This window comes from Burkholderia sp. MR1-5-21 (assembly GCF_053427715.1).
Window position 1 is genome coordinate 253,451 of sequence record NZ_JBSAXD010000002.1, and the last position, 21,439, is coordinate 274,889.

General features: G+C 65.9%; 28 protein-coding genes and 1 tRNA gene. 7 read left to right on the plus strand and 22 right to left on the minus strand.

The annotated features are described in order from the left end of the window. Window positions 1-32: 32 nt before the first annotated feature. The 4 genes from ACV229_RS03655 to ACV229_RS03670 form a co-directional block, all read right to left on the minus strand. Complete coding sequence (locus ACV229_RS03655; protein WP_448081761.1) at window positions 33-455, minus strand: hypothetical protein; 423 nt, start codon at window positions 453-455, stop codon at window positions 33-35. A 236-nt stretch (window positions 456-691) separates the two neighbouring features. After that, window positions 692-1,750 carry a permease gene (locus ACV229_RS03660; RefSeq protein ID WP_448081762.1) on the minus strand — a complete coding sequence of 353 codons (1,059 nt, stop codon included), beginning with the start codon at window positions 1,748-1,750 and terminating at the stop codon, window positions 692-694. Next, a complete protein-coding gene (gene mnmH, locus ACV229_RS03665; protein WP_448081763.1) occupies window positions 1,747-2,856 on the minus strand; it encodes a tRNA 2-selenouridine(34) synthase MnmH in 1,110 nt (369 codons plus the stop codon). Before mnmH ends, ACV229_RS03660 begins: the two co-directional genes overlap by 4 nt. A gap of 63 nt (window positions 2,857-2,919) precedes the next feature. After that, entirely contained in the window at window positions 2,920-3,873 is a 954-nt protein-coding gene (locus tag ACV229_RS03670; RefSeq protein ID WP_448081764.1) for a LysR substrate-binding domain-containing protein, read from the minus strand. Window positions 3,874-4,098: 225 nt separating this feature from the next. On the opposite strand from ACV229_RS03670, the gene ACV229_RS03675 reads away from it, so the two are divergent. After that, window positions 4,099-5,520 carry a M20 family metallopeptidase gene (locus ACV229_RS03675; RefSeq protein ID WP_448081765.1) on the plus strand — a complete coding sequence of 474 codons (1,422 nt, stop codon included), beginning with the start codon at window positions 4,099-4,101 and terminating at the stop codon, window positions 5,518-5,520. A 67-nt stretch (window positions 5,521-5,587) separates the two neighbouring features. Beyond that, window positions 5,588-6,874, plus strand: coding sequence for an MFS transporter (locus ACV229_RS03680; RefSeq protein ID WP_448081766.1), 1,287 nt, complete (start codon window positions 5,588-5,590; stop codon window positions 6,872-6,874). Window positions 6,875-6,955: 81 nt separating this feature from the next. On the opposite strand, the gene ACV229_RS03685 is transcribed toward ACV229_RS03680, so the two are convergent. Then, complete coding sequence (locus tag ACV229_RS03685) at window positions 6,956-8,008, minus strand: NADP(H)-dependent aldo-keto reductase (RefSeq protein WP_448081767.1); 1,053 nt, start codon at window positions 8,006-8,008, stop codon at window positions 6,956-6,958. A gap of 146 nt (window positions 8,009-8,154) precedes the next feature. Further along, the gene (locus tag ACV229_RS03690) at window positions 8,155-8,592 is read right to left on the minus strand and encodes a PaaI family thioesterase (protein WP_448081768.1); all 438 of its coding nucleotides are present in this window, start codon (window positions 8,590-8,592) and stop codon (window positions 8,155-8,157) included. A 167-nt stretch (window positions 8,593-8,759) separates the two neighbouring features. Here ACV229_RS03690 and ACV229_RS03695 point away from each other — a divergent pair, with 167 nt between their 5' ends. Both ACV229_RS03695 and ACV229_RS03700 read left to right on the plus strand, forming a co-directional pair. Then, window positions 8,760-9,251, plus strand: a complete 492-nt coding sequence (locus ACV229_RS03695) for a winged helix-turn-helix transcriptional regulator (protein ID WP_448081769.1) — start codon at window positions 8,760-8,762, stop codon at window positions 9,249-9,251. Between the two features lie 294 nt (window positions 9,252-9,545). Then, window positions 9,546-10,169, plus strand: coding sequence for a phospholipase D family nuclease (locus tag ACV229_RS03700; protein WP_448081770.1), 624 nt, complete (start codon window positions 9,546-9,548; stop codon window positions 10,167-10,169). 442 nt (window positions 10,170-10,611) lie between these two features. On the opposite strand, the gene ACV229_RS03705 is transcribed toward ACV229_RS03700, so the two are convergent. The 3 genes from ACV229_RS03705 to ACV229_RS03715 all read right to left on the minus strand — a co-directional run bounded on the left by ACV229_RS03705 (window position 10,612) and on the right by ACV229_RS03715 (window position 12,144). Continuing rightward, window positions 10,612-10,875, minus strand: coding sequence for a hypothetical protein (locus ACV229_RS03705; protein ID WP_448081771.1), 264 nt, complete (start codon window positions 10,873-10,875; stop codon window positions 10,612-10,614). After that, the gene (locus ACV229_RS03710) at window positions 10,865-11,614 is read right to left on the minus strand and encodes a DNA/RNA non-specific endonuclease (protein WP_448081772.1); all 750 of its coding nucleotides are present in this window, start codon (window positions 11,612-11,614) and stop codon (window positions 10,865-10,867) included. Before ACV229_RS03710 ends, ACV229_RS03705 begins: the two co-directional genes overlap by 11 nt. 299 nt (window positions 11,615-11,913) lie before the next feature. Further along, window positions 11,914-12,144 carry a hypothetical protein gene (locus tag ACV229_RS03715; RefSeq protein WP_448081773.1) on the minus strand — a complete coding sequence of 77 codons (231 nt, stop codon included), beginning with the start codon at window positions 12,142-12,144 and terminating at the stop codon, window positions 11,914-11,916. A 50-nt stretch (window positions 12,145-12,194) separates the two neighbouring features. Between ACV229_RS03715 and ACV229_RS03720 the strand changes: the two genes are divergently transcribed. Continuing rightward, window positions 12,195-12,716 carry a GGDEF domain-containing protein gene (locus ACV229_RS03720; protein WP_448081774.1) on the plus strand — a complete coding sequence of 174 codons (522 nt, stop codon included), beginning with the start codon at window positions 12,195-12,197 and terminating at the stop codon, window positions 12,714-12,716. Window position 12,717: 1 nt separating this feature from the next. On the opposite strand, the gene ACV229_RS03725 is transcribed toward ACV229_RS03720, so the two are convergent. From ACV229_RS03725 to ACV229_RS03745, 5 genes are all read right to left on the minus strand, one after another. Continuing rightward, entirely contained in the window at window positions 12,718-13,191 is a 474-nt protein-coding gene (locus tag ACV229_RS03725; protein ID WP_448081775.1) for a VOC family protein, read from the minus strand. Between the two features lie 13 nt (window positions 13,192-13,204). After that, window positions 13,205-13,426 carry a hypothetical protein gene (locus ACV229_RS03730; RefSeq protein ID WP_448081776.1) on the minus strand — a complete coding sequence of 74 codons (222 nt, stop codon included), beginning with the start codon at window positions 13,424-13,426 and terminating at the stop codon, window positions 13,205-13,207. Between the two features lie 58 nt (window positions 13,427-13,484). Continuing rightward, window positions 13,485-13,946 carry an aspartyl-tRNA synthetase gene (locus ACV229_RS03735; protein ID WP_448081777.1) on the minus strand — a complete coding sequence of 154 codons (462 nt, stop codon included), beginning with the start codon at window positions 13,944-13,946 and terminating at the stop codon, window positions 13,485-13,487. 113 nt (window positions 13,947-14,059) lie between these two features. After that, window positions 14,060-14,368, minus strand: coding sequence for a phosphatidylserine/phosphatidylglycerophosphate/cardiolipin synthase (locus ACV229_RS03740; protein ID WP_448081778.1), 309 nt, complete (start codon window positions 14,366-14,368; stop codon window positions 14,060-14,062). 1,106 nt (window positions 14,369-15,474) lie between these two features. Continuing rightward, a complete protein-coding gene (locus tag ACV229_RS03745) occupies window positions 15,475-15,684 on the minus strand; it encodes a hypothetical protein (RefSeq protein ID WP_448081779.1) in 210 nt (69 codons plus the stop codon). 169 nt (window positions 15,685-15,853) lie between these two features. Here ACV229_RS03745 and ACV229_RS03750 point away from each other — a divergent pair, with 169 nt between their 5' ends. After that, on the plus strand, window positions 15,854-16,126 hold the full coding sequence (locus tag ACV229_RS03750; RefSeq protein ID WP_448081780.1) for a hypothetical protein: 273 nt from the start codon (window positions 15,854-15,856) through the stop codon (window positions 16,124-16,126). A 66-nt stretch (window positions 16,127-16,192) separates the two neighbouring features. Further along, entirely contained in the window at window positions 16,193-16,678 is a 486-nt protein-coding gene (locus tag ACV229_RS03755) for a VUT family protein (RefSeq protein WP_448081781.1), read from the plus strand. 63 nt (window positions 16,679-16,741) lie between these two features. On the opposite strand, the gene ACV229_RS03760 is transcribed toward ACV229_RS03755, so the two are convergent. The 8 genes from ACV229_RS03760 to ssuC form a co-directional block, all read right to left on the minus strand. Beyond that, the gene (locus ACV229_RS03760) at window positions 16,742-16,900 is read right to left on the minus strand and encodes a hypothetical protein (RefSeq protein ID WP_448081782.1); all 159 of its coding nucleotides are present in this window, start codon (window positions 16,898-16,900) and stop codon (window positions 16,742-16,744) included. A gap of 529 nt (window positions 16,901-17,429) precedes the next feature. Next, window positions 17,430-17,505, minus strand: a tRNA-His gene (locus tag ACV229_RS03765). Between the two features lie 73 nt (window positions 17,506-17,578). Then, the gene (dusA, locus tag ACV229_RS03770; RefSeq protein ID WP_448081783.1) at window positions 17,579-18,598 is read right to left on the minus strand and encodes a tRNA dihydrouridine(20/20a) synthase DusA; all 1,020 of its coding nucleotides are present in this window, start codon (window positions 18,596-18,598) and stop codon (window positions 17,579-17,581) included. A gap of 71 nt (window positions 18,599-18,669) precedes the next feature. Next, a complete protein-coding gene (locus ACV229_RS03775) occupies window positions 18,670-18,924 on the minus strand; it encodes a hypothetical protein (RefSeq protein WP_448081784.1) in 255 nt (84 codons plus the stop codon). A 57-nt stretch (window positions 18,925-18,981) separates the two neighbouring features. Then, complete coding sequence (locus ACV229_RS03780; protein ID WP_448081785.1) at window positions 18,982-19,179, minus strand: hypothetical protein; 198 nt, start codon at window positions 19,177-19,179, stop codon at window positions 18,982-18,984. A gap of 141 nt (window positions 19,180-19,320) precedes the next feature. Then, window positions 19,321-19,536: a TOBE domain-containing protein gene (locus ACV229_RS03785; RefSeq protein WP_006400187.1), complete on the minus strand. Its 216-nt coding sequence runs from the start codon at window positions 19,534-19,536 to the stop codon at window positions 19,321-19,323. A 77-nt stretch (window positions 19,537-19,613) separates the two neighbouring features. Continuing rightward, window positions 19,614-20,582 (minus strand): ATP-binding cassette domain-containing protein, encoded by a 969-nt coding sequence (locus tag ACV229_RS03790; RefSeq protein WP_448081786.1) that lies wholly within the window; start codon window positions 20,580-20,582, stop codon window positions 19,614-19,616. Further along, window positions 20,579-21,430, minus strand: a complete 852-nt coding sequence (gene ssuC, locus ACV229_RS03795; protein ID WP_448081787.1) for an aliphatic sulfonate ABC transporter permease SsuC — start codon at window positions 21,428-21,430, stop codon at window positions 20,579-20,581. The genes ACV229_RS03790 and ssuC overlap by 4 nt, the downstream gene beginning before the upstream one ends. Between the last annotated feature and the right edge of the window lie 9 nt (window positions 21,431-21,439).

The following is a 21,439-nucleotide window of genomic DNA, read 5'->3' on the forward strand; positions in this document are numbered from 1 at the left end:
CACGAAGCCGCTCGCGCGGCGCATGCACGCCGTCACTCGTCGTCGTCGCTCCAGGGAATCTCGACGTCCGTCAGGAACGCGACGGTCGCGAGCGGGCCGCCCTCATGGCGACCGAGCTTGCCGTCGGCGCGATGCCATTCGACGCGGAACTGCGTACCGGGATCGTCGGCCACCAGATAGACCGAGCGCAGCTCTTCGGGATCCGCGTCGTCGATCGGACCGTCGAACGACACGAGCATCTTCTGCGGCCACAGCCCGTTGACCGGATCGTAGGTGCGGTCGCCCTGCGGAATGTCGATGCTGGCATCGACGCCGATCGTTGCGGACGCCTCGACGATCATCGCGCCGAGTGCGCTCAGCACGGCGGTCGCGCGCGCCGAATTGGCCTGGCGAATCGCGAGATCGCCGCGCGTCAGCGCCTTTTCGAGTCGAGGATGAATCTTGGGTTGGGTCATGCGTTTTCCTGATTGCTTCTTGTGGGTGGCGCCGCACGCACGAAGCGGCGGCGCCGGGTGAATATGACGATTACCTGTGCCGGCCCGGACGTCCGATCGGCAGGCCTCGGCGGCGTGCCGCCCGCCTGAGGTCTCCGCCCACGCATCCGGACAGGGTGTCCCGGCCCATCGTTGCGCCGGCGGCCGCACGGCCAGGGCCGGACATTCGCGGCCGGACACCCGCGACTGGTGCTCCGTCAGAACCCGAACGCGAGCGCGAGCAGCCCGCTCGCGATCCCGAACAACACGACGAGCACCGAGACGATCACCAGCATGTACGGCTTGAACGAGCGTGCGAGCATCGCAATCGACGGCACGCTGATCGGCGGCAGCGTCATCAGCAGTGCGCCGGCCGGGCCGACGCCCATGCCGAGCGACAGCATCGCCTGGATGATCGGCACCTCGCCTGCCGTCGGAATCACGAACAGCGTGCCGGCGATCGCGAACGCGACGATCCAGCCGATGTGGTTGCCGATCTCCGGGCCGATGTGCGGGAACAGCCACGCGCGCGCGGCGCCGAGCAGCAGCACGAGCACGATGTACTCGGGCACGAGCCGCACGGTCATCCGCGCCAGTATCTTGATCCAGCGCACGAACGAATTGCCGGCCGCCGCCTGTTCGGCTGCCAGCGCCGCAAGCCGCGTGTCGTCGATGCTGCGGTCCTCCGGACGCGCAATGCGGTTCAGCAGGTAGCCGATCCCGAACACCATCGCGATGCCGAGCACGAGCCGCAGCGCACTCCAGTGCCAGCCGAGCACGAAGCCCATGAACACCAGCGCCGCGGGGTTCAGCACCGTATTGCCGAGCCAGAACGCGACCGCGCCGCCCGGCGACGCGTGCCGCTCACGCAGGCCGGCGACGACGGGCGCCGCGCAGCACGTGCACATCATCCCCGGCAGCGACAGCAGGCCGCCCGCGGCGACGCTGCCGAAACCCGTCTTGCCGAGCACACGCGCGACCCAGTGCACGGGCAGCAGCGCCTGCACCGCCGAACCGAGCAGCAGCCCGAGCACCATCGCCTGCCAGATCGCCTTGCCGTACGCCCACGCGTAGTCGAGCGCGGCCTTCAGCGACGGCTCCGGCGGCGCCGACGACGTGCCCATCAGGATCGACTGGCCGATCGAGTGGTGCTCGGCGGCAACGAACGCCTTGTTGTAGTACGGGAACCATTTCACGTAGAACAGCCCCGCGACCGCGATCAGCAGGAAGGTCATCCAGCCGAACGCGGGATTGAGTGAAGTGCGTGTGGTCGTCATTTTCTCTGCTGAATGCCTGTCGTGGATGCCACACTGCCGGCTGTCGCCTGCAGACCCGCCTGCGCAAGCTGCACGAGCAGCGCCGTTGCCTGATCGCGGGCGTCGCCCGCATTGGGCCGGAACCGGAACGTCAGCGCCCGGCTCGGCTTGCCGAATTGCTCGCGGTAGGTGCGCGCATAGGCGGGATCGTAATGCCGGTCGATCAGTTCGCCAAACAGTTCCGCGCGCGCACCGGCGTCGATCAGCGCGCCCCAGCGGGCGACCTCGTCGCGGCTGTGCAGGCCGATCAGCCGCTCGAGCTGCGCCTTGAACGCGGCCGGCTCGTCGAACAGGTGGCCGTAATCGTCGAGCAGGAACGCGATGCGCTCGTCGTGCGCGGCGTCGACCTGCACCCACGGCCCCGCGTGAAACGCCTGCAGCAGCGCGAGCGGCAGCTGCACGAGCCCGATCTTGCGGCTCTCGGATTCGACGAACACCGGCCATGCCGGATCGAAGCGCCCGAGCGTCTCGACGAGACCCGAATCGAACGCCTTCTGCGACGGCTGCGGCACGCCCGGCAGCGCGCCGAGCAGCGAGCCACGATGGCGCGCGAGCGCCTCGAGATCGAGCGTCTGCGCGCCGACGTCGCGCAGCGCCTGCAACAGCCGCGTCTTGCCGCACCCCGTGTGGCCGACGAGCGCGATGTAGCGGAACCGGGCCGGCAGCGTGTCGAGCGCCGTGCAGACCGAGCGGCGGTACGCCTTGTAGCCGCCGTCGAGCTGGCGCGCCTGCCAGCCGATCAGGTTGAACCATGTCGTCATCGAGCCGGAGCGTTTACCGCCCCGCCAGCAATAGATCAGCGGCCGCCAGTTGCGCGGCCGGTCGGCGAACGTCGAGTCGAGATGACGCGCGATGTTGCGCGCGACGATCGCCGCGCCGACGCGCGTCGCATCGTACGGCGACACCTGCCGGTACATCGTGCCGACGAGCACGCGCTCTTCGTTGCTGAGCACGGGCGCGTTCAGCGCGCCGGGGATGTGGTCCTCGGCGAACTCGAGCGGCGTGCGCACGTCGATGATCTCGTCGAACTCGCCGGCGCGATCGAGGGTGACAATCAGGTTCTTCAATTTGGCTTCAAACGATGGCAGAGCGGCGTCGCGAGCCGCATCGGCGCAGGGGCGGATCGGTGATTATCTCACGCGGCGGCCGCGCGGGCCTTGTGCAGGCGACGGCACGGCCGGCGCCGCGGTGATCGCGTCGATCAGATGATCGCGGAACGCGCGCACCGGCGTCGGCAAGTCGCGCCCCGCCATCGTCTGTACCTGGATGCTGCGCTCGCGCAGTTGCGGATTCGTCAGGGGTATCAGGATGAAGCCGTCCGCGTCGCAGCGATCGCGCACCGACAGCAGGCCCGCGAACATCACCGCGCCGGTGTGCTGCGCGTAGCGGTACATCGACGCCGTGTTGTTGCTCGTCAGATCGGGCTCGAGCAGCACGCCGTCGAGCGCGCACGCGATGTCGATCAGCTGGCGCACCGTGGTGCCGGGCTCGGGCAGCGCGTGCGGATACCGCGCGACGTCGGCAAGCGACACCGCATCGCGCGCGGCGAGCGGGTGGTCGCGCCGCACCACCGCATAAACGGGCGCCCGTTCGGTATGTTCGACGCGCACGCCCTTCTCCGGCGCGAGGCTGAAGGTCAGCGCGACGTCCACATCACCGTCGCGGACGCGCCGCGTCGCGTCGGCCGGCGACACGACCCACACCGAGAAATCGACGCCCGGGTGGCGCGCCTTGAAGCTCGCGAGCACACGCGGCAGGAAGTCGATCGCGAACCCCTCGGAACACGCGATCTTCAGCAAGCTGCCGTGCAGCGCGTCGAGCCCCCCGATCTCCTTCATCACATGTTCCGCCTCGAGCAGGCTGCGCTGCGCGAAGGTCAGCAGGCGCTCGCCCGCCTCCGACAGCGCCATCCCGCGCGGCCGCCGCTCGAACAGCGGCGTGCCCAGCTCGCTCTCGAGCTTCGCGATCTGGCGGCTGACCGCCGACACCGCGACATGCAGCCGCGCGGACGCGTCGCTGAGCGAACCGGTGCGCGCCACTTCGACGAAATACCGCAATCCGAGGCCGTGAAGGAACGCCGCCATCGTTCTGTCCCCCGGCCGCCGGCGGCCGTCACGCTTTGCCTTTTCGGCAAAGAAAGGTTCGAAATTCGATCATTGTGACAAAAAAAACGGCTTCCTAGAATCGATCGCAATTCGGGTCGCCTGCGTTCGCGGCCTGCCACCGGACAGCTTTGCACGGGACCCGGAGCACGTGCCGAACACCTGCTTCGGTCAACCGTCTTGCCACGGAACCCCAGGAGAGACGTCTTGAGCCGCACCGCCGCCATCCAGCACGCGCTGAACCAGTTCGAATCCGGCGCGTTCTTCGCCACCCTCAGCCACCGGGTCAGCCTGCGCACCGAAAGCCAGGAAACCGGCTCGGCCGCCACGCTGCGCGCGTACCTGACCGACGAGATCGCGCCCGAAGCCGAGCGCCTCGGCTTCACGACGCGCATCGCCGACAACCCCGTCGACGGCGGCGGCCCGTTCCTGATCGCGTCGCGACACGAGGACGATGCCTTGCCGACCGTGCTGGTCTACGGTCACGGCGACGTCGTGCGCGGCTACGACGCGCAGTGGCGCGCACCGCTGTCGCCGTGGTCGCTGACCGTCGACGGCGACCGCTGGTACGGCCGCGGCAGCGCCGACAACAAGGGCCAGCACTCGATCAACCTCGCGGCGCTCGCGAGCGTGCTGGCCGCGCGCGGCGGCCGCCTCGGCTTCAACGCAAAGCTGCTGATCGAAATGGGCGAGGAAACCGGCTCGCCGGGCCTCGACGCGCTGTGCCGCCGTGAACGCGACGCGCTGGCCGCCGACGTGCTGATCGCATCCGACGGGCCGCGCATCTCGGCCGACCGGCCGACCGTGTTCCTTGGCTCGCGCGGCGCCGTCAACTTCAAGCTGAGCCTGCGCGCGCGCGACGGCGCACATCATTCGGGCAACTGGGGCGGGCTGCTGCGCAACCCGGCGATCGTGCTCGCGCATGCGCTGGCGAGCCTCGTCGACGCACACGGCGCGATTCGCGTCGCCGGCCTGCGTCCGCCGCCGATTCCGGCCGCCGTGCGCGACGCGCTCGCCGACCTGACGGTCGGCGGCGGGCCCGGCGATCCGGCCATCGACGCAGACTGGGGCGAACCGGGCCTCACCGCGGCCGAACGCGTGTTCGGCTGGAACACGCTCGAAGTCCTCGCATTCAAGGCCGGCAACCCCGAGCACCCGGTCAACGCGATCCCGCCCGCCGCGTACGCACACTGCCAGTTGCGCTTCGTCGTCGGCACCGATTGGGAAGCGCTCGATGCGCACCTGCGCGCGCACCTCGACGCGCATGGTTTCGCCGACGTCGACATCGACGTCGAGCGCGGCGCACCGGCAACCCGCGTGCCGCCCGACGATCCGTGGGTGCGCTGGGCCGTCGCGTCGCTCGCACGCACGACCGGCAAGAAGCCCGCGATCCTGCCGAACCTCGGCGGCACGCTGCCGAACGAAGTGTTTTCCGACACGCTCGGGCTGCCGACGCTCTGGGTGCCGCACTCGTATCCGGCGTGTGCACAGCACGCGCCCGACGAGCACCTGCTCGGCAGCGTCGTGCGCGAGGGTCTCCAGATGATGGCAGGACTCTTCTGGGATCTCGGCGAAGACGCCCCGCCCGTGCACCACGCGGCGCTCGATACCGCCGGCGCCGGCCTCTGACGCAACGCCGCCGACAAGACTTCATGCATCGCCAGTCGTCCACACCACCAAGGGGCACGCGCACACGATGAACACCACCACCCTGACCACGCCGGACGCCGTACGCCCGAGCGCCGCGAAGATCCGGCGCATCATCTTCGCCGCGTCGATCGGCAATGCGCTCGAATGGTTCGATCTGATCGTCTACGGCTTTTTCGCGGTGACGATCGCGAAGCTGTTCTTCCCCGCGACGAGCGAGGCGACGTCGCTGCTGCTCACGCTCGGCACGTTCGGACTGTCGTACCTGATCCGGCCGATCGGCGGCATCGTGCTCGGCGCGTACGCGGACCGCGCCGGACGCAAGGCATCGCTGCTGCTGTCGATCGGGATGATGATGGGCGGCACGCTGCTGATCGCCGCGATGCCGACCTATGCGTCGATCGGCATCCTCGCACCGTTGGGGATCATGCTGTCGCGGCTGATGCAGGGCTTTTCCGCCGGCGGCGAATTCGGGAGCTCGACTGCGTTCCTCGTCGAGCACGCGCCGCAGCGGCGCGGCTTCATGTCGAGCTGGCAGTTCGCGAGCCAGGGGCTCGCGACGCTGCTCGCGTCGGGGTTCGGCGCGTTGCTGACGAGCACGCTGACGCCCGCGCAGCTCGAAAGCTGGGGCTGGCGCGTGCCGTTCCTGTTCGGTCTTGCGATCGGGCCGGTCGGGCTGTACATCCGCCGCTATGTCGACGAAGGCGTCGAGTTCAAGACGCACGTGCGATCGGATGCGCCCGTGCGCGAGCTGTTTGCAGGCCAGAAGACGCGCGTGCTGCTCGCGATCGGCGCACTCGTGATCTCGACCGCGGTCAACTACATGGTGCTGTACATGCCGACGTACGCGATCAAGCAGCTCGGCCTGCCTGCGTCGACCGGCTTCGCGGCGACGCTCGCGACCGGCTTCGTGCTGACGCTCGTCACGCCCCTCGTCGGACACTGGTCGGATCATGTCGGGCGGATCCGCATGATGACGGCCGCGGCGCTGCTGATGCTCGTCACGGTCTGGCCGACGTTCGCGTGGCTTACGCATCATGCGTCGTTCGCGACGATGATCGCCGCGCTGATCTGGATCGGCGCGCTGAAGGCGATGTATTGCGGCGCGCTGCCCGCGCTGATGGCCGAACTGTTCCCGGCGCAGACGCGCGCGACGGGCCTCGCGATCAGCTACAACACGGGCGTCACGCTGTTCGGCGGCTTTGCGCCGTTCGTCATCACGTGGCTCATCAGCGCGACCGGGAACCGGCTGTCGCCGGCGCTCTACCTGATGGGCTGCGCGCTGCTGAGCCTCGCGGCATTGTTCGTCGCGCGCACGCGCCTGCGGATGCGCTGATCGACACAGCGGTCACGGCCCGCGCGGCAACGCTTGCCGCGCGGGCCTTCGGTCGCTTACAGGGCCGCTTTATCGGGCCGCTTACGGCGCCGGGTTCGGCTGCAGTTCGTGCAGCGCGTCGATCTCGGCGAGGAGCTCGTCCGACAGCTTGACATCGACGGTGCCGATGTTTTCCTTCAGCTGCTCGAGCGACGTTGCGCCGATGAGGTTGCTGGTCAGGAACGGCCGGCTGTTGACGAACGCGAGCGCGAGCTGCGCGGGCGACAGGCCGTGGCGCTTCGCGAGCGCGACATAGCGCGATGTCGCCGCGACCGCCTGCGGCTTGCTGTAGCGCTGGAAGCGCTCGAACAGCGTGATGCGCGCGCCGGCCGGACGCGCGCCGTTCTCGTACTTGCCGGACAGCCAGCCGAACGCGAGCGGCGAATACGCGAGCAGGCCGACGCCTTCGCGATGCGTGAATTCCGACAGCCCGTTCTCGAAGGTCCGGTTCAGCAGGCTGTACGGGTTCTGGATGCTGGCGATGCGCGGCAGCCCGAGCTTCTCGGCCGCACGCAGGAATTGCGCGACGCCCCATGGCGTCTCGTTCGACACGCCGATCGCGCGCACCTTGCCGGCCTTCACGAAATCCGCGAGCACGCTGAGCGTTTCCTCGATCGGCACCGTGTACGCGTCGTCGATCCACGGATAGGCGGGACGGCCGAACGTCGTCGTGCTGCGGTCAGGCCAATGGAGCTGGTAGAGGTCGACGTAGTCGGTCTGCAAGCGCTCGAGGCTGCCGTCGAGCGCTTCGGTCAGGTTCTTGCGATCGAACTGGTTGCCCTCGCCGCGAATGTGGCGCGGGTTGTGCGGCTGTCGTGCGGGGCCGGCGATCTTCGTCGCGAGCACGATCCTGTCGCGCAGCGCACGGTGCTGCGCGAGCCATGTGCCGATGTATTGCTCCGTGCGCCCCTGGGTTTCGGGCCGCGGCGGCACCGGGTACATTTCCGCGGCGTCGATCAGCGTGACGCCTTGCGCGATCGCGTAGTCGAGCTGCTCATGCGCGTCGCGCTCGGAATTCTGCTCGCCCCACGTCATCGTCCCGAGACCGATCAGGCTGACTTCGATGCCTGACTCGCCAAGTGTGCGGTATTCCATGCTGTTCCTGTCGCATCGGTGGAAAGCAGAAACGCTAACACACTGCAGCGTTTCCTTCAGTTTGGCCTTCCGGTCGCTTACAGCCGACCTTCGCCGGCGGTTTCGGTCCGGATTTCGGTCCGGATTTCGGTCCGGATTTCGGTCCGTTACTGCGGCCGCTGAATGAAACAGGTCGCCGACGCGTGCGCGACGATCTTGTCGTCCGGCGTCTTCAACGTGCCCTCGGCGACGCCGAGCGAGCGCGACAGGTGAATCACGCGGCCTTCCGCGACCAGGTCGACATCGCGCGGCACCGGCCGCAGCATCTTCACGTGCAGGTCGATCGTGCCATAGCCGATGCCCGCGTCGAGCATCGAATGCACCGCGCAACCGGTCACCGAATCGAGCACCGTCGCCGCGAACCCGCCATGCACGCCGCCCAGCGGATTCAGGTGCCGGCCGTCCGCGCGCGCCGAAAACTTCACGTAGCCGAGCTCGACCTCCACCGGCCGCATCGGGACGGTCTCGGAAATCGACGCGAGCGGCGCGTCGCCCGTCGCAGCGGCACGCAACAGCTCGAGGCCTGACATCGAAAGCGGATTCATCGGGTGTCTCCTGATGGAAAGCGCGTTGGCGCAGTAGTAAGTTCCAAATTGGAACTTATTATTCACAACGGAAATCCGGCTGTCAACGCCGGTACCGGCTGATGTGTTCGAGGGTCGGTTCTATAATCGAACCCGCTCTTTCCCGCACCGCCTCACGGAACCCGACGATGAAATGGGATGACATCGGCTCGCTGAACTGCTCGGTCGCGCGCACGCTCGCCGTGCTCGGCGACCGCTGGACCATGCTGATCCTGCGCAATGCGTTTCTCGGCTGCCGCCGCTTCGACGCGTTCCAGGCGCAGCTCGGCGTGACCCGCCACGTGCTGGCCGAACGTCTGGCGCGGCTCGTCGACGAAGGCGTCCTCGCGAAGCACGCGTATCAGGACCGCCCGCCGCGCTTCGAATACCGGCTGACCGAGAAAGGCCGCGACCTCTACCCTGCACTGCTTGCGCTGCTCGCGTGGGGCGACCGCTGGAAGGACGACGGTCACGGGCCGCCGCTGCAGTTGCGCCATCGCAACTGCGGTCAATTGATGCACGCGGCTACCGTGTGCTCGGCATGCGGCGAACCGCTCGATCCGCGTGACGTGCAGCCCGAAGCGGGCCCGGGATGGGTCGGGTCGGTTGCATCGGAGGCGTCGGCCGCATCCGGCGAGTAATCCTTTCGAGTGCGGCAGCGAACCGCGCTCGCCGGCTTGCAACGATCTCGTTTCAGGCCTGTCGACCGCACCGGCTGTTCGCGGCACACGCGGCGCCTGCGCCGCACTCCACCATCGCAAACAGACACACGTCGACCCAAAACCGTTCGACACATCTGCATCGAACGACAGCGCGCTCACACGCGCACGCCGTTCCGCAATCGCCTACGTTTCGCAACAAGTCGGCGATGGCCGCGGCAACGCGCCTGCGTTACACTCACGGCCCGCTGTCTCAAAAATGCCCCGTTGTCCACGATGTTGTCGAGAAATCGCGTCGCCGCTGTCTGCCTTGCCTCTTCCCTGCTCGTCACCCCATTCACCGCGTTCGGCAAGACGCAACCCGAATCGTTATTTCAGCAGGCGATCGATTTCGTGTCGCGCCTGCTGCCGGCCCCGACGCACGAGGCGCCGGCCAGCCAGGTCGTCGAATCGGCGTTCTCGCCCGACGGCGGTGCCGAGGCGCTCGTCCTGAAGGCGATCGGCGCCGCGCGCAGTTCGATCCGCGTCGCCGCCTACTCGTTTACGTCGCCCGCCGTGACACGCGCGCTGCTCGCCGCGAAGCGGCGCGGCGTCAATATCGCGGTCGTCGTCGACGACAAGGGCAATCGCGCGAAAAGCAGCAAGCAGGCGCTGAACCTGCTCGTCAATGCGGGCATCCCGACACGCACGATCGATGCGTACGCGATCCATCACGACAAGTACATCGTGATCGACGCCGAGCACGTCGAGACCGGATCGTTCAACTACAGCGCGTCGGCGGCAACGCGCAACTCCGAGAACGTCGTCGTGGTCTGGAACAATCCGCAGCTCGCGTCACGCTATCTCGCGCACTGGCAGAGCCGCTTCGATCAGGGCACCGCGTACCGCTCCACGTACTGATTCCGCGGATCGCAACGTGCATTGCAGCGCCGCCCGGTGCGCGCGATGGCCGGCACCGCGCGGGCACGACCGATGATCGTCTACAGACTGCCTTTCTCGGAAGAGCAGAACCTTTATTGCGGCCATACGCATCCGCTGTCGGACGCAACGGGTGTCGGACTCATGGAGGCCGTCGGCAACGCCGAAACTGGATTCAACCGGCCGGATGTTGACCGAAAGCTTCGGCGTACTTGAAGAATACCGAGATTCAAGCCTGCTCGACCCGTGGCGCCGGCATGAACTCGAGACGGACATCGTTGCGATTGCCTCGAGCCACCTTGACCTTGCCCCCTTGCGACGGCCGATGGAGTGCCTTTCCACCAGCCGCCAATCACGCCGTAAACGAAGCCACGGCGGGAAGCTGCCCTGCTCTCGCTGACTGAATCCACGAGAGCCGAGCTCGTCAGGCAAACGGGTTCTTGATCTTGCCCGTTGGCGCGGGAGGTTCCTCGTTGACGCGCTCGGGGAGCGAAGGATCATGCTGAAGCGCTTCGACGATGCTCGCAATCGCCTGTTGCAGCGCAAGCGCGGCTGCGAGGCCGACCTTGTCGCGCGTCACTTCCAATGTTCCTGACAGCACGACGCGCTCCGGGTCGTTTGTGACGGTGAAGTCGTCGCCGTGGATATTCAGGACGGCAGTGTCATCCGCAAACGCCTTAAACTCCATTCAAACCTCCGATACGGGTATCTTTCAGGGATTCCGGAATGCCGGGGAATCGCAATCCGCTTTGCGCCTCGAGTTCGTGCACCGTCGTCAAGTCGTAGCGGTTCGCTGCCGTGTTGTTCACTACGACCGCAAACGCGAGGCGCTTCTCGGGTACATAGACTACCTTGAAAATCTGAGTGGGCACGACCACCCCGGTTTCCCCGATCGTTTTCAGCTCTGCTCCCTTGAACATCGGGCCGGTGACAACAAAAGTGTCAGTGGCGCTCATGCCGATTCGGCGAACGGCCTCCTCAATATGCGCCCACAAGCGGCGATTGTTCGTCGGGTTCTGCGGCACCATGTTCGCGAGCGAAAAGGACTCGGCCATCGCCTCGTCGTTCCAGCGGTCGCCCGCCGGACTCATGTGCCCTCGATCGAAGCCGCTCTTGCGATAATCTGCGAGTCGAGCGCCCTCACCGGCAGGTAGACGGCGTTCTTCGAAAAAGCGATTGGTGCGCACCTCGCTCTTCGCGGCAACAAGGTGGGCGCGTGTCAGGTGTTCCGCCGACCACAGCGGGCCATGCGTGATTCCCGAATGCAGCACCTCGAAATCCGAATAGCAGAGAAGGCGCGCTTGCGCAGCCATCTTCGGATTGGTCAGAACGGGAAGCTCGCCACGCGGGCTGAATTGGGAACAATTGTCGGATGCGAATACGTGCGTCGATAGTGCCAACAGCACGCCTGCGAAATATTTCCGCATGGAGAGTGTATTGAATGAATGGGCGGCAGAGTATACGAGAGGCGATGCTCCAATTGCTAGCCCTGCGCAATTTTGCGATCTGACCTCGGAAGAACCAAAGGGAGACGTAAGGCAGACCATCGACGCGATCAGGTTTCGATGCCCGCGAACGATGACATGCACGGTCTCACGGACCTATCCGACGATCGCTACCCCTTCGCGTTGCAGTACGCGCGCGACCGCCGGTCGTTGATCCAGCCGCTCAACGAACCGGGTCCATGAAGGATAACCGGCGCGCATTCCCAGGCCAACCGGCTCCGTCAATGGATGCCGTCCGCCCGTCCGGAAGCGGGATTGGCCCGCGCCACGAGCGACGTGCACTCACGCTTGCTCGCCTGCGCGTCGCTCGCCGGATGCCGAGCCGCATCGGCAGCATCGATCGATGCAATACCGCCAAGGCAGGCGACGTCGGTTTCAAGAAAGCCGTGCACCATCGGATAGATGATGTAGAGCGCCAGGGCGAGATACCCCGCGTACAGAAATCGAACCATGTGGCGTTGTCGTAGGCAAGTCAGTTCGCCCCTGTTTACGGCACCGCGACGTGCGACTTGAGACGGCGCGCGATATGCGCGTGCTGCACCTCGTGACCACCGACGAACTCACGCAGCTGACGAACCGGCGCGGTTTCGAAACGCTCGCGCGCCACGCGCTGAGCCTCTGCGCGCGGCTCGACCGGCGCGCGATGCTGGTCTTCTTCGACCTGAACGACTTCAAGACGATCGACGACCGCCTCGGCCACGCTGAAGGCGACTGCGCGCTCAAGACGTTCGCGGAGACGCTGACAGCCACGCTGCGCGACAGCGACGTGATCGCGCGGCTCGGCGGCGACGAGTTCGTCCGCTGCCGAGCGCAACCGATGCCTCCAGCGGCGACGAACCCGTCGAACGTGTCGCGCGCACTGGCCGTGCGCAACGAGGCGATCGCGCGCGGCTATGCGATCCGGTTCAGCGCCGGCCATGTCGCGTACGATCCCGCCCGCCCTCACACCGTGTCGGACCTGCTCGCGTCGGCCGACCTCCGGATCTACGTAGACAAGCGGCGCGGCACGGCGGCACGCACCTGATTCAGCCCCCGCATGCCGGCGCGCTCGCCATCGCGGCGGCGATCTGCTCGGGCGTCAGGTCGCGCTGGTGCGTCGCGAGCGACCAGCGATGCCCGAACGGATCCTCGACCTGGCCATAGCGATCGCCCCAGAACATATCGGCAGCCGGCATCTTCAGCGTCGCACCGGCCGCGACGGCCTGCGCGATCGCCGCGTCGACGTCCGGCACGAACAGGTGAAGTGCAACCGGCGTGCCTTTCAGCGTCTTCGGCCCGAGCGCGCCATGCTCGGGCATCTCGTCGACGAGCATCAGCGTCGAATCGCCGACGGTCAGGCAAGCGTGCACGAGCTTGCCGTTCGGGGCCTGCAGCCGGAACTGCTCGACCGCGTTGAACGCGCGTTTGTAGAAGTCGATCGCGTCGGCAGCGCCGGCGCAGATCAGATGCGGGGTCAGCGTGCGCATCCCTTCGGGGATCGGTTTGACGGACGTGGACATGGGCGTGGCTCCTTCAGTCGATTGTCGATTCGGAAAGCGGGACGTGGCGCGCGATGCGTACGCCTCCGACCATACGACGGACGAGCGGATGCGGAATCGACATGTCGACCGAAAATTTTTTGAATCGAATCGACGTGCGTGACGTGACCCAAGGTGCCACTACGGTCGTCTGAAAGCACGGCGCACGGCCTTGAACGCAGGCGATCGGATCGCGCGCCGCCAGGCGCACCGTCATGGCCGTGCGGACTTGCGGCGCCCGGGCCGCTTGCGCGGATGTCGAGAAGCGGTCCGGCTTACCGCAACGTATCGGCCGGTGACGCCGACGTCGTGAATGTGTCGCGGCAGGCCTCCATCATGGCGGCCACGGCTTCGAGCGGAAGCTCGGCAAAGCGGTTGACCGGCAGGAGCACGCCGCCCGGCACCCTCGCGCGCTGCGCATGCTCGGTAAATTGATATCGGATGAAGCGGTTGCCGTAAATGTTCACCACGCCGAAGTCCGTGACGTCGCGCCAGCGCGTGACCGGTTTTTCACGCACTGCACCGACCATCACGAATCCGGTTTCATCGATGCGGAGCGCCATTTGCCGTCTCGCACCGATGAAGAAACCGATGCCGGCCAGTGCCAGTAATGCGGCGAGCCCCGCAACGGGTATCAGCGAACGATCGAGCGAGTAGCCATAGAAGGTCAACCCGGCGAGCACGATGCATACGGCCGCCTTTCTTTTCAGGCTGCGGTTGTCGACGGGCAACGTCAACGGCAACTGCGCGCGCAGATCGCCCGACGCGGGATCGACATGCCATCCTGCATCATTCGGCTCGTGTTCAGCATTCATCGGTCAAGCTCCGGGATACTGGCCGCGCATCGAGATCAGATCTGCGGAAGATCCCTGAGCGTGCGAGCCTCCCTGGTTGCATCCACATCGAGCTCGATGCCTTCGGTCGCGTCGCGGTAAAAGACACGCTTCAATTTCGGGCCGGCCGCACGATTTCCCGACGCGTCGAAGATCACGTAGACCTCGTCGCCGCCGACAACGGCACGCACCACCTCCGACACGTGCGCATCGTGCGGCCCGGCAACCCACGCGCGGCTCGCCGGATTCACCTGCCCCCATCGCACATGAGTCACGCGTCCACTGCTCAGATCGATTCTGACTCCACTGACTGCAAACACCGACATCGGGACCTCCGTGGAAAAGGTGGCGGGCGTTCGAATGCGTGGGTGCCGACCGGATTCGCATCGGACATTCGTCCGGGCCGCGACCAATATCTTTGATGTGCCGCACAACGGGCTGCGGAGTTCGCGGCATTTCGTCGAGCAAGCATGTCCGCACACGGGGAACACGCATTCACCGCGCGCTTCGCGCGCGGGCGACGTGCATTGGCCGATCATCTCCGAATCCCGGCGTGCTTGTCCAGCGCCGGTGCGCTACAGGGACGCACGCTGCTTCCGGACTGCTTTCGCCAGTCGGCAATGAAGGGATTTGATTTGTCGGTTCGCCGAATGACGCGCATTCGATCGCCGCCACTCAGACGCGTATTGAATCTGAATGCGGAACGATGCTCGCCGTCGCACGAACTTCGGTCCGCTCGACAGTGGGCTCGGCACCATTGCGCGACCGGGCATGCTCGGCCGGGCCGCTGGCTGCAGGCAAAAAAACCCCGACAGCGACGTATGCCGCTGCCGGGACCAAGGCATTGCCGACACGACATCGACAATGGGCCTAAGAGCAAGCTTAGGCACGAGGATCATTGGCGTAATGTTATGCGGATGAAAGATTGTGTAGGAATGGCGTAATCCGCCAAACGCCTGTCCGATTCGGCCATTGTTGCCGGTGTAACGACCGCACCAACCCGTCGCAACTCACCAGGCGGTCCGAGATGCGGTATGCAGGACAGGAATCGCGAGTCCGTCCGCAGATGGAGAAACACGCCTACGCGATCACCGCGCGTCCGAAACACATTCGGAACTGGCGCGGCTCGGCACACATCAGATATGCTTCTCTTTCAATTCGATTACCGACATGGGATCCGGAGACCGATGAAACTCGCCTCGTTCGTTGTGACCGCACTCATGATGCTTGCCCTGGCCGGCTGCGCCAACCTCTCGACGCCCGACGGCGGATATCGGATCGGACCGGCGGTGACGGGCGGCTTCTGAATCCGTTCGACAGTCTGCTCGAACATGAGGCTCCGCAGTTCGGCTGGTGAAGCTGGGCGCACGCCAGTCGCGCGCGCAGGTGACGGATGCGCGTCGTCAAACCCACGCATCGGTGGCCCACGACCTCAACCGTACCGGCTAAGCCACTCTTCCGAGAACTTCATCGCATAGTCGACAGCCTCGGCTTCCGTGTCGAATTCGCCGAGGTTCCGGAATGCGGCCTCCCGGCTGAAACCGATCTTCGTTACCTCGACCTGGGCGGCGAACTTGCCGTCGCCGGTCACGCGCGGCTCGCAGTTCATTTCGTAGCCACGCATCACAAACTTTTTCTTCATCGGTCCGGCGTTTTATTGAGACAGGTGGATCGTAGCATGGTCGATTCACCTGCTTCGTCGTGCCTGCCCCTACGCATCCTGGCGCGGGCAGTACGGACGCGATACGCGACCATGGATATGCGAAAATCGAAGCATCGGATCTCTCCAACCACCGGACACCAGTGTTCGCATGACCACACACATCACCATCGAATTCACCGACCATGCCGCGGAAGCGGTAGGCGATCAAACCAACACCAGCTTTTCCTACGATCAGGGTGCGCATCTTCCGCAACCGGGCGACTTCGTCGAGCTCGAAGATATGCAGCAGACGTTTCTCGTCATCGGCCGGGTGTTTTCGCTCAAGGCAAACATGAGCACCGTCAAACTCGTTCTCGACCTTCCTCCAGCGGACGATCAGCAAGGATTCGATCCGGAAACGTGGCCGAAGCTGGGCGAGTAACGCCGCCATTCGCGCCGGAGATCGCGGCATACCGGTACACGCAATCCCATTCACCGCTGATGACCCATGTACGTTGCGATCTACATTGCAGTTGTTGCCGTCGCGAACCTGACAGTCGCGCGCTTTGGCCCGGCAGTGACGCCGGTCATTGCTTTCCTGTTGATCGGGCTCGACCTCGCCATCCGGGACCGTTTGCATCTTGACTGGCGCGGACGCGCGCTGTGGACGCGGATGTTCGGCCTGATCGTGGCGGCAGGATTCGTGAGCTTTGCGCTGAACCCTGCGTCCAAGGAAATTTCGCTGGCGTCACTGGTCGCGTTCAGCGCGGCGGCAGTCGCCAGTGCGGCCGTATTTCAGGTCGCGCGCCGCTACCCGATATTGGCTCGCGCAAATGGCGCGAACGTCGCCGGCGCCGCCGTCGATTCGGTCATCTTTCCGCTGATCGCATTCGGAACCGTGTTCCCGCTGATCGCTGCGCTGCAGTTCGTCGCAAAGGTTGCTGGCGGTGCGCTCTGGTCGTGGATTGTTTTTCGCAACGCTCGCGCGGCCTGAGCCCGACATATCAGGCTGGCAAGACGCGATGCATGCGTTTGTCGGCAATCCGGACTCAACTCCTCAGGGTGGGCCGCCATTACCGTCCTGCGAATATCCGCGGCCGCCGCACGGCTCAGCATGGGCCGACGGGGCGGAGAGGACCGCATAGGTGCCGACGGTGCTACCAATCGCGGTCAGCAGGCCAACGGCAAGCAGGAAACTCTTCATGACGCGTTTCATGGCTTCTCCCCGGGGAGGCACGCATACTTATCTGAAGTGTAGAGTATGCGATCCATAAATGATCGCCTGCCAGATTGGTATCCGCAGAATCGAAATGAGCCTTCCCGGAATGACGGTCGATTCTTTCTCGCCGATCTATTCCACGCCGAGTGTCAGGTAAAACGCTACGGCGTTATTGCCTGCACACCATCTTTCACGATCCCGGATACAGAACGCGCCGGGACGATAAGCGCACATTCCGTCGCAGCTTCTGAACGCCGATCCTAAAACGACTCGAGATTCGCTATCGACGCCCGCACAACATGCGGCATAGCTACGCGACTGCGATGCTGATGGCCGGCATGACGCCCGCCTATTGCGCGAAACAGCTCGGGCACAGCATCGAGATGTCCTGACGACTTACGCGAAATGGATGGATGGCGAGCAGAACGCTCTGGAAATGACGAGGCTCGAATCGACGTTAATGTCCCCGAGTTACCCCCGCAAAGCAAAACAGGCGCCTAAGCGCCTGTTCTACTTGAGTATTCGGTGGGGTGGCTGATGGGACTCGAACCCACGACGACAGGAATCACAATCCTGGACTCTACCAACTGAGCTACAGCCACCACTGATACTGCTTGTTCTCCGCCGCTCTGTTTCTTGTTCAGCAGCAGAGAAATGAGATTATATGGGGACTCTTTAATCTTGCCAAGCGTTTTTTTCAAAAATTTCGTCGGCAGCGAAAAGATGCGCGCGCGCCTCGTCGAACACGGCCAGATCGCCTGGCGAGAGCTTCTTGCTGTCGGACAGCACGCGCCGCCAGCCGCGCGCACCCGGCACACCGCGATACAGCCCGAGCGCATGCCGCACGACCGCGCCGAGGTAGGTGCCGCGCTTGAGCTCCGCCGCGCAGTATTCGATCAGCCGCGCTTCCGCTTCCTCTCGCGTCGGCGCCGCAACGCTCGCACCATAGAACCGTGCGTCGACGCCCGCGAGCAGATACGGATTGTGATACGCCTCGCGGCCGAGCATCACGCCGTCCACGTGCTCGAGATGCTGCGCGACCTCGTCGAGCGTCTTGATGCCGCCGTTGATGACGATCCCCAGCGCCGGAAAATCGCGCTTCAGCTGATACGCATAGTCGTATTTGAGCGGCGGGATCTCGCGATTCTCCTTCGGCGACAGTCCTTTCAGGATCGCGTTGCGCGCGTGCACGACGAACACCTCGCAGCCCGCTTCGGCCACCGTGCCGACGAAGTCCCGCACGAACGCGTAGTCCTCGACCGCGTCGACACCGATCCGGTGCTTGACGGTCACCGGCACCGACACCACATCGCGCATCGCCTTCACGCAATCGGCAACCAGTTGCGGCTCGTTCATCAGGCACGCACCGAACGCGCCGCGCTGCACCCGCTCCGACGGGCAGCCGCAGTTCAGGTTGATTTCGTCGTAGCCCCACTGCTCGCCAAGCTTCGCGGCGCGCGCGAGATCGTCAGGCTCGCTGCCGCCGAGCTGTAGCGCGACCGGCGATTCGCTCGGCGTGAACGCAAGATGCCGTTGCACGTCGCCGAACAGCAGCGCGCCGGTCGTGATCATCTCCGTGTAGAGCCATGTATTGCGCGTGAGCGTACGGTGGAAGGACCGGCAATGACGGTCGGTCCAATCGAGCATGGGCGCGACCGATACGCGGCGCGGAGGAAGCGAAGACGAAACGGACATGGAATTCGGGCAGGGAACGGCGCGGAAGCAACCCGGCATTCTACCGCAACGGGCGCCCTGCCCACCCGGCGCTACGCGTCCGCGTCGCCGGCCAGTTCCGCGTCGACTGCGCGCCGCGCGGTATCGAGCACCCGATCGAGCACGCGCCGCTCGGTCAACAGCAGCCCGTCGACCTTCACGAGCCGCCAGTCGATCCGCACCGCGTCGCCTTGCAGCACACGGTAGTGCACGTGCTCGCCGTCCCAGACCTGTTCGGTCTTCACTTCGATCTCGAAGCCGCGGTACGGCTCGCTGTAGTCGCCGAGGTCACTGCCCTTCAGTTCCATCGCGCGCTCCGACGGGACGCGGCGCCCCGCGCGCGCCGGCAAGCCGGCGCGAGGCACTCAGTCATATTCATCTGACAAGATGGCCTTGCCATCGGCGGTGAGATCGACCCGGTCGCCGGCCGTCTGATAGATCAGCCCTTCGTTCAGCAACACGTAGACGATGTCGCCGAACGCCGGCGGCACCGGCCGGCTGTCGCCGAACTGGTCGATCCATTTCAGCGCCTCGATGGCTTCGGGAGAAAGGATGGGGGTCATGCGCTACCTCCGGCATCGGTGTCGCTCCATCCTAGCACTTCATCCGTACGGCGAATACCGATGCATGCACGCATCGCGGAGGCGCCAGGCGCCATCCCGGGCCGCAGCCCTATAACGGCATCCCGGCCAGGTCAGCCGCGCTCAGAGCCGCGCGATCGACACCTCGGTCGATTTCACGAGCGCAACGACTTCGGCGCCGACCTTCAGTTCGAGTTCGTCGACCGAGCGGGTCGTGATCACCGACGTGACGATGCCGAACGGCGTCTCCACGTCGACCTCGGATACCACCGGCCCGCGGATGATCTCCTTCACCTTGCCTTTGAACTGGTTTCGCACGTTGATTGCAGTAATGCTCATCGGGTTGATCGCTCCGAAGAAAGGGTCTCAAAACGGGCGGCACGCGCCGCCCGGGGGTCAAACGGTCTCAAACGGTCTCAAACGGCCCAGCGGATCCGCCCTGCCGAGCGCGCGTCGTCCGCCGCGCCGGCGTCATGCGCAGCAAGCGGCGCCGCACCCGAGCCGCCGGCAAGCACGCGTTGCAGCACACGATCCTCGAGCGCCGCAAATGCGGCCGACGCGCGCGCGCGCGGCCGGTCGAGCGGCACCGCCTGATCAAGCGCCACGCGTCCCTGCTCGATCAGCAGGATCCGGTCGCCGAGCGCGACGGCTTCCTGCACGTCGTGCGTGACGAGCAGCGCCGTGAACCGATGTTCGCGCCACAGCCGCTCGATCAGCGCGTGCATCTCGATCCGGGTCAGCGCGTCGAGTGCGCCGAGCGGCTCGTCGAGCAGCAGCAGTTGCGGCCGATGCACGAGCGCCCGCGCAAGCGCGACCCGCTGGCGCTGGCCGCCCGACAGTTGCGCGGGCCAGTCGTCGGCCCGTTCGAGCAGGCCCACCTCATCGAGCACCGCGCGCGCATCGTCGCGCGCGGTGCGTCCCAGGCCGAGCATCACGTTCTGCAGCACGGTCTTCCACGGCAACAAGCGCGCGTCCTGGTACATGATCCGGGTGTCGAGCGCGCCGCCGTCAGTGGCACCGCGCTTGACGAGCGAACCCGTGCTCGGCTGCTCGAGGCCCGCGACGAGCCGCAGCAGCGTCGACTTTCCGCAGCCGCTGCGGCCGACGATCGCGACGAAGCTGCCGCGCGCGATGCCGAGGTCGACGTTGTCGAGCACGGTGCGCGCGCCGAAACGCTTGCTGACGCCGCTCAGCGTGACCGCGTCGTCCGGCGCGAGGCTGCCGGCGCGGCGCCGCGCGAGCGGCACGACCGCCGCGCCGCCGTCGCGATCGACGATCGCCGCGTCGCGGGCGTCGCCGTCCGCGACGCGCGCCTGCGTGAATTCCGCCTCGAGGTCCGCGGCGGCGATCGGCCCGTAGGCGGCCGCCGAAATCGTCGCATTCATGCCTGTGCTCCTGATTGATACGCGGGGTGCCAGCGCAGCGTCACGCGCTCAAGCCATTTCGCGAGCACGTCGGCCAGCTTGCCGAGCACCGCGTACAGCAGGATGCCGACCACCACCACATCGGTTTGCAGGAATTCGCGTGCGTTCATCGTCATGTAGCCGATGCCCGACTGCGCGGAGATCGTTTCCGCGACGATCAGCATCACCCACATCAGCCCGAGCGCGAACCGCACGCCGACGAGGATCGACGGCAGTGCGCCGGGCAGGATCACGTCGCGGTAGAGCGCCAAGCCGCGCACGCCGTAGCTCTTCGCCATCTCGATCAGGTTCGCGTCGACCGAGCGGATCCCGTGATACGTGTTGATGTAGACCGGGAAGAACACGCCGAGCGCGACGAGGAACAGCTTCGCCTTCTCGTCGATCCCGAACCACAGGATCACGAGCGGAATCATCGCGAGCGCGGGAATGTTGCGGATCATCTGGATCGTCGAATCGAGCGCGACCTCGGCGGCTTTCGACAGGCCGGTCGCCAGCCCGAGCGCGAGGCCGACGCCGCCGCCGAGCGCAAAGCCGAGCAGCGCGCGCCAAGTGCTGACCTTCACGTTCGCCCACATCTCGCCGGACACGACGAGCGACCAAGCGGCGCGCACGACGGCGACCGGCTCCGGCAGCACGCGGGTCGACAGCCAGCCGATGCGCGCGCCGGCTTCCCAGACGATCAGCAGCGCAAGCGGCACGAGCCACGGCGCCACGCCGCGCCACACGCGGGCGGCCGCGGCGCCCGTCGCAGACGGCTTCGTGACTGCTGCAGGCGGTTTCGTGATCGCCGCAGATGGATTCGTTGTCATCGCAGGCCT